This window comes from Alteromonas genovensis (assembly GCF_010500895.1).
GTDB lineage: Bacteria > Pseudomonadota > Gammaproteobacteria > Enterobacterales > Alteromonadaceae > Alteromonas > Alteromonas genovensis.
Window position 1 is genome coordinate 1 of sequence record NZ_JAAAWO010000028.1, and the last position, 1,397, is coordinate 1,397.

General features: G+C 52.1%; 1 rRNA gene. It reads left to right on the forward strand.

Annotated elements, in window-relative coordinates:
• Positions 1-1,386 (forward strand): 23S ribosomal RNA (locus tag GTQ48_RS17405); the annotation flags it as partial.
• Positions 1,387-1,397 lie beyond the last annotated feature (11 nt).

Consider the following 1,397-nt stretch of genomic DNA (forward strand, 5'->3'; position numbering starts at 1 on the left):
CGAGACACGAGACGAGCTCCCAAGGGAGTGAAGTTGTTGATGCCCTGCTTCCAGGAAAAGCTTCTAAACTTATGATTATATGAACCGTACCCCAAACCGACACAGGTGGTCAGGTAGAGAATACTAAGGCGCTTGAGAGAACTCGGGTGAAGGAACTCGGCAAAATTGTACCGTAACTTCGGGAGAAGGTACGCCCTTGCTCGTGATAGGACTTGCTCCTTGAGCGAATGAGGGCCGCAGTGACCAGGTGGCTGGGACTGTTTATTAAAAACACAGCACTCTGCAAACTCGCAAGAGGACGTATAGGGTGTGACACCTGCCCGGTGCCGGAAGGTTAATTGATGGGGTTAGCGTAAGCGAAGCTCTTGATCGAAGCCCCGGTAAACGGCGGCCGTAACTATAACGGTCCTAAGGTAGCGAAATTCCTTGTCGGGTAAGTTCCGACCTGCACGAATGGTGTAACCATGGCCACGCTGTCTCCACCCGAGACTCAGTGAAATTGAAATCGCAGTGAAGATGCTGTGTACCCGCACCTAGACGGAAAGACCCCGTGAACCTTTACTACAGCTTGGCACTGAACATTGAACCTACATGTGTAGGATAGGTGGGAGGCTTCGAAGCACAGTCGCTAGATTGTGTGGAGCCGTCCTTGAAATACCACCCTTGTATGTTTGATGTTCTAACATTGGCCCCTTATCGGGGTTGTGGACAGTGTCTGGTGGGTAGTTTGACTGGGGCGGTCTCCTCCCAAATAGTAACGGAGGAGCACGAAGGTTAGCTAATCACGGTCGGACATCGTGAGGTTAGTGCAATGGCATAAGCTAGCTTAACTGCGAGACAGACACGTCGAGCAGGTACGAAAGTAGGTCATAGTGATCCGGTGGTTCTGTATGGAAGGGCCATCGCTCAACGGATAAAAGGTACTCCGGGGATAACAGGCTGATACCGCCCAAGAGTTCATATCGACGGCGGTGTTTGGCACCTCGATGTCGGCTCATCACATCCTGGGGCTGAAGTCGGTCCCAAGGGTATGGCTGTTCGCCATTTAAAGTGGTACGCGAGCTGGGTTTAGAACGTCGTGAGACAGTTCGGTCCCTATCTGGTGTGGGCGTTGGATGATTGATGGGAGCTGCTCCTAGTACGAGAGGACCGGAGTGGACGAACCGCTGGTGTTCGGGTTGTCATGCCAATGGCATTGCCCGGTAGCTACGTTCGGAACGGATAACCGCTGAAAGCATCTAAGCGGGAAGCCGGCCCAGAGATGAGTCATCCCTGAACTTTAAGTTCTGGAAGGGTTGTTATAGACGATGACGTTGATAGGCAGGGTGTGGAAGCGTTGTAAGGCGTTAAGCTAACCTGTACTAATTGCCCGAGAGGCTTAACCATACAACACCCAA